The organism is Leptolyngbya sp. CCY15150 (assembly GCF_016888135.1).
Taxonomy (GTDB): domain Bacteria; phylum Cyanobacteriota; class Cyanobacteriia; order RECH01; family RECH01; genus RECH01.
On the sequence record NZ_JACSWB010000078.1, the window covers coordinates 1 to 5,747 of the forward strand.

At 50.3% G+C, this 5,747-nt stretch carries 3 protein-coding genes and 1 pseudogene; 2 read left to right on the top strand and 2 right to left on the bottom strand.

What is annotated here, in order from left to right:
• On the top strand, positions 1-652 hold a 652-nt coding region (locus tag JUJ53_RS00565), incomplete at its 5' end, for an IS982 family transposase (RefSeq protein ID WP_204150051.1).
• A 102-nt stretch (positions 653-754) separates the two neighbouring features.
• Here the strand turns inward: JUJ53_RS00565 and JUJ53_RS00570 are convergent.
• Positions 755-4,690: an EAL domain-containing protein gene (locus JUJ53_RS00570; protein WP_204150052.1), complete on the bottom strand. Its 3,936-nt coding sequence runs from the start codon at positions 4,688-4,690 to the stop codon at positions 755-757.
• A gap of 323 nt (positions 4,691-5,013) precedes the next feature.
• On the opposite strand from JUJ53_RS00570, the pseudogene JUJ53_RS00575 reads away from it, so the two are divergent.
• Positions 5,014-5,190, top strand: a pseudogene (locus JUJ53_RS00575) (ISNCY family transposase); the annotation flags it as partial.
• Here the strand turns inward: JUJ53_RS00575 and JUJ53_RS00580 are convergent.
• The gene (locus tag JUJ53_RS00580) at positions 5,164-5,619 is read right to left on the bottom strand and encodes an IS982 family transposase (RefSeq protein WP_343327864.1); all 456 of its coding nucleotides are present in this window, start codon (positions 5,617-5,619) and stop codon (positions 5,164-5,166) included. The pseudogene JUJ53_RS00575 and the gene JUJ53_RS00580 overlap by 27 nt on opposite strands.
• Positions 5,620-5,747: the final 128 nt, after the last annotated feature.

The window sequence follows — 5,747 nt, forward strand, 5'->3', positions numbered from 1 at the left end:
CTACGGACGATTCATCGAGCTGATGCCTTGGAGCTTTGTGGCTTTAGTACATGTCCTGAAGCGCCGCTGTTTTGGGGCAATGACCGGCATCAGCTTCCTAGACTCCACCTCGATTGCCGTCTGTCATGTCAAGCGGGCAAAGGCCCACAAGACGTTCAAACACCTAGCGGGGTGGGGCAAATCATCGGTGGGATGGTACTTCGGTTTCAAGCTCCACCTGATCATTAATGAGCGAGGCGAACTGCTGGCGGCGACCCTAACGCCGGGCAATACCGATGACCGTAAGCCGGTGCCTGAGATGACCCAAGGCTTGGTTGGCAAACTGTTTGGCGATCGGGGCTACATCTCGCAGGCGCTGTTTGAAACCCTCTTTGACCGTGGTTTGGAACTGATTACCAAACGCCGAAAGAACATGAAAAATTCCCTGATGCCGCTGCTGGACAAGGTGCTGCTGCGCAAGCGTCTCATCATTGAAACAGTCAATGAGCAGCTCAAACACTTATGTCAGATCGAGCATTCGCGGCACCGCAGCCCCTTCAATTTTCTGGTGAACCTGGTCTCGGGATTAATTGCCTATGCCTACCACCCGAACAAGCCCTCGTTGGGTATCCCAGATGATGAGCTGAAAGCCCTCTCCCAAGCTGCTTTCTAACTGTCGAACTCACGTTTAATGAAACCAATTGACGCAGTGCCTTTAGGTCTTTTTGGGTACGACTGACTGTTTCTTTAACGATTGCGATTGCTCACTAAATTCTTATAACTGTCTTACACAACTCCTCTGGGTATTGTGAGTCTGAATAAATTGCTGAAATTGCTTGGCCGGGAGCGGTTTACTCAGTAAGTAACCTTGAACACTACTACAGCCTAGGGTTCGCAATATCTCCAACTGTTCTACTTTTTCGACCCCTTCAGCAACCGTTTCCAGATTTAGGCCGTGGCCCAGAGCGATCACCGCTTTCACAACAGCAATTTCCCTCGCTTCAAGGGACAGATCTTGAATAAACTCGCGGGCAATTTTGAGGGAATGGATCGGAAATTGTTTCAAGGCAGCCAGGGAAGAGTGCCCTGTGCCAAAGTCATCCATTGAGATATAAATCCCCATATCTTTCAGTTCTTGCAAGGTAGAGATCGCGGCAGGGATATTCTGCATTACTACTCTTTCGGTAATTTCTATCTCTAGCTGGCTGGGATCAAGCCGATAATCTAGCAAGATTTGAGCAATCTTTTTGGGCAAGTTTTTTTGCTGAATCGTTTGAGCAGAAAGATTAACAGCGATACGCAGCAGTGGGTTCCCGAGATCTTGCCATGAGCGAATCTGAGCACAGGCGGCACGAATGACCCACTCATCGATCGCGCTTATTTGCCCCGTCACTTCGGCTGTTTCGATAAACTCTCCCGGCATCAGCATTCCTTTGTGAGGATGCTGCCAACGAATTAAAGCCTCAGCGGCAGTCACTCGGCCTGTTTGCAAGTCCAACTGGGGCTGATAGTGCAGCACAAACTCAGTTTGCTCCACAGCCTTATGAAGATCATGGGTCAAAATCAGTTGATCTAGAGTCTTCCCTACCGTGACAGAGGAGTAGAGTTTGTAGTTATTGCGCCCCTGATGCTTGGCGTCATACATGGCTGCGTCCGCATTTTTCAGCAGAGTCTCAGCATCTTGACCGTGGCTGGGGGCGAGAGCAATGCCAATGCTCGTCGTAACTCGAAAGGCTTGGTGATTGAACACAAACGGCTCACACAGGTTATTAAGAACCCGTTGAGCCACTTTCGTAATATCTTTAGTGGACTTAATATTTTGGAGCAGCAGGGTAAATTCATCCCCACCCCAACGCGCCACAATATCGCCCTCCTTTAAACAGCCCGAAATTCGCCGTGCTACTTGCTGCAATAGCTGATCCCCCACGGCATGGCCCAGCGTGTCATTAATGGCTTTGAAATGGTCGAGATCCACAAAACAGACCGCTAGCATCCTACTGTCTAGCCTGTTAGGGATGGTTTTGAGTTGTTCTAAAGCCTCGACCAATTTTTCTTCAAACAGCAGTCGGTTGGGTAATCCAGTGAGCCGGTCATGACAAGCTTGATGGCGAATGGTTGCCTCAATCCGCCGCTGCATCACGGTGATGTATAGATGGGTAGCAAGGGTTTGCGACAGTTTGATGTCTTCTGCGTTCCAACCTAAGTCAAACGGCGTATTCGCTAAGTCTTGAGAGGATGGATTGGCATCGGCAATAGTCTGTTGGCGGTTTGGCAACCCACCGGTTGCAAACAGATTTACACCCAGTTCGCGACGAAATAGACTGAACCACCCAATGGCTTGCTGCTGATATTGCAGGGGCACAATCAGGACAGAATGAATGGCGACCGCTTCGAAAGCCGCTCCTAACGTCCGTAGGTGTGGATCTTGCCTAAAGTCCTGCAGGGTGTAGAGATGGTAGGTTGGAGCTTCTCCACTAGTTATCGGATGCTTTCCACCCTCCGTGCTCTGGATCAAACGACGCCAAAGGTATCGTTCAACCTCCAGGGTTAAGGCGGGTTGCACGCCTGAACGGTAAAGCTGATCACTCTGCTCTTCGGTATCGGCAGAGATATAGAGCTGTCCACCAATGCAACCCACTGCGGTAACGGTAGCATCAATCACTTGCTGCATCACTCGGATGGCATCTCCAGGCGTATGCAACATGCGGGTGAGGCAATTGATGGTGGCTTCCGCCTGGGCTTGCTGAGACGCTTGTTTTAACAGGGTTGCTTGAGCGATCGCAATGCCGACATGGGTCGAAAGTTCTTTGAGAAAGTCCAGTTCCCAAGTTTGCCATTCACGATAGCGATGGCACTGGTGAGCAATTAACAACCCCCAAAGCTCTTGATTGTGGAGAATTGGAACCACTAGCTTAGACTTCACGCCAAGTTGATGGAGGGTTTCTGCCAAACAGGCTGAGATACCGTCTTGCCGAATATCAGCAATGGCGCGGACCCGGCCCTGTTGGTAAAGGCGGTGACTTTCAACCGGAAAAATCTCCTCTGGTAGCGGTTGATCCATTAACGGAAAACATCCCGAACCAACAGCTTCATTCGTCACTGAACCGGTACCGTCAGGATTGACGCGATAGGTCAGGACCCGATCAGCCTGCAACAGTTGCCTGACCTCAGCCACTGTCGTGTTCAAAATCTGATTGAGGTCTAACGACTCACGAATGCGGTGCGCTACCGCCGTAATTAAACGCTCCCGCTCAAATTGCTGTCGCAACACAGTCTCAGCCTGTTGGCGTTTCTCCAGTTCAGCTTGAGACTGCTGATACAGCTCTGACTGATGAATCGCGATCGCCGCTTGGGTGGTGATTTGCTTGAGCAAATCAATCTCATCGGCTTGCCATGCCCTCGCACCGGAACATTGTTGCACCACCAGCAAGCCCCAGAGCTGAACTGCATCGACAATGGGCACGACTAGATTGGCCCGCACTTGAAAACTGGCTAGCAAGTCACGATGGCAGGGGGTCAAATCGGCTGTCTCAATATCTGCGATCGCCTGCACCCGCCCCTGTACATAGAGCTGTAGGTAATGTCGGGCAAAATGGACGTCGTAAATCTGGGTACCCGCAATTTTGTGCCACTGAGCATCTACCGATTCCACTACGACACAGCCACTATGGTCAGCGTTAAGTTGATATATCAGGACTCGGTCAGCGTTTAATAGATGACGCACTTCAGCGACGGTGGTCTGCAAAATCGCGGTCAGATCTAGCGAACCTTGAACATGAATGCGCTCAGCCATTTGTCTAACCAGGCATTCCTGAGCGGATTGTCGCCGCAGTTTCGCCTCTAGCTGCTTTTGAGCCGTAATATCGTGACAGATTGCGACGTATTGATAGGGTGTATTATCACCGTCAAGAAAGGGGACAATAGTAGTATTAGTCCAATACAAGCTACCGTCCCGAGCGCGTTTTTGAATTTCTCCTCGCCATACCTGTCCACCATGAAGGGTTTGCCAGATGGCCTTTAAAGCAGTGGGAGAATGTTCGTTTTCCTCCAGCAAAAGATGCTTATTGCCAATCAGTTCTACCGCTGAATAGTGAGAGATTTCGCAGAACTTATCATTGGCATAGGTAATTAACCCTTGGGCATCTGCGATCGCCACAATGGAAGACTGATCTAATGTAAACTCAATATCTATGCGGTCTTTTAGGGTTTGCTTAAGCACCTGGTGCCCGTATCGTAGCTCCAGTTGTACCACGACCTGATGGCTTAGGATGCGCAACGCTTCAAGTTGCTCTAAGTCTAGTTGGCGTGGTTGTCGATCGATGACGCACAGCGTCCCCAACGGGTAACCATCGGCAGTAATGAGGGGAAAGCCAGCGTAGAAACGAATGTGGGGCTCCCCGACGACGAGCGGATTCTGCACGAAGCGCTTGTCAAGCAGGGCATTTTCGATGATGAGAGGCTGCGACTGTAAAATTGCGTGGGCACAAAAAGCCCACTCGCGGGGAGTTTCTGTTGCTGTTAGTCCAATCTTTGCCTTGAACCACTGGCGGTGGTCATCAATCAGACTCATCAGGGCGATCGGGGTTCGACTGATCTGGGTGGCGAGTTTAACTAAATCATCAAAAGCAGTTTCTGGGGCTGTATCCAGGAGATCATATCGAGTTAACGCGGCTAACCGAGCTGCTTCATAATTGTCCTCAATATTTGACATCCTCTCTCCCCCTTAACGTTTTGATGGATCAACTATCGTTGTAGCGTAGTCCAGGTAGTGGAATGCCTATGTTTACACTCAAACGTATCAGATACTATAAGTATCGTAACTTTAGTACGGATAAAATTTATTACTATGATTTATAAATTGACATCCTTCAACAGGTTGTCGCAATCTTTCTATACGGTTTAGGGCGTGTCATCAATTAAACTAGACCACAACAACTGCCATGTAAATAGCACGGAGAAAGGTTTCTGCAAGCTTGTCGTAGCGGGTCGCAATCGCACGATCAGGACTTACGCAAGAACCATTGAGATCGCCGGTTGCTTGAGTTGCTGGACTTAAAATTCAAGCTGCTGCGGTCGCACTTGCCCACCCGCAAGACCTTTTTTGATGATTTGCGGGCGTTAACCCGGTACATGTATTTCGACAGTTGGGATCATCTGCTCACTTTCATGCTGGAAGGTCTAGAGCTAAACATCCCGCCCAATACCAGTTGAGCCGCCATACTGAGAATTGCTGGGGCTGCGGTGCCGCGAATGCTCAATCTGACACAAGTGCTTGAGCTGGTCATGGATCGTCTCAATAATGAGACGCTTGCGTAGCAGCACCTTGTCCAGCAGCGGCATCAGGGAATTCTTCATGTTCTTGCGGCGTTTGGTTATCAGTTCCAACCCGCGCTCAAAGAGGGTCTCAAACAGCGCCTGCGAGATGTATCCCCGATCGCCAAACAGTTTGCCAACCAAGCCTTGAGTCATCTCAGGCACCGGCTTACGGTCGTCGGTATTGCCCGGCGTTAGGGTTGCCGCCAGCAGTTCGCCTCGCTCATTCATGATCAGGTGGAGCTTGAAGCCGAAATACCACCCCACCGATGATTTGCCCCAACCCGCCAATCCACGGAAGGTCTTGTGGGCTTTCGCACGCTTCACATGACAGACGGCAATTAGAGGTGGAGTCCATGAAGCTGATGCCGGTCATTGCCCCAAAACAGCGGCGCTTCAGGACATGTACTAAAGCCACAAAGCTCCAAGGCATCAGCTCGATGAATCGTCCGTAG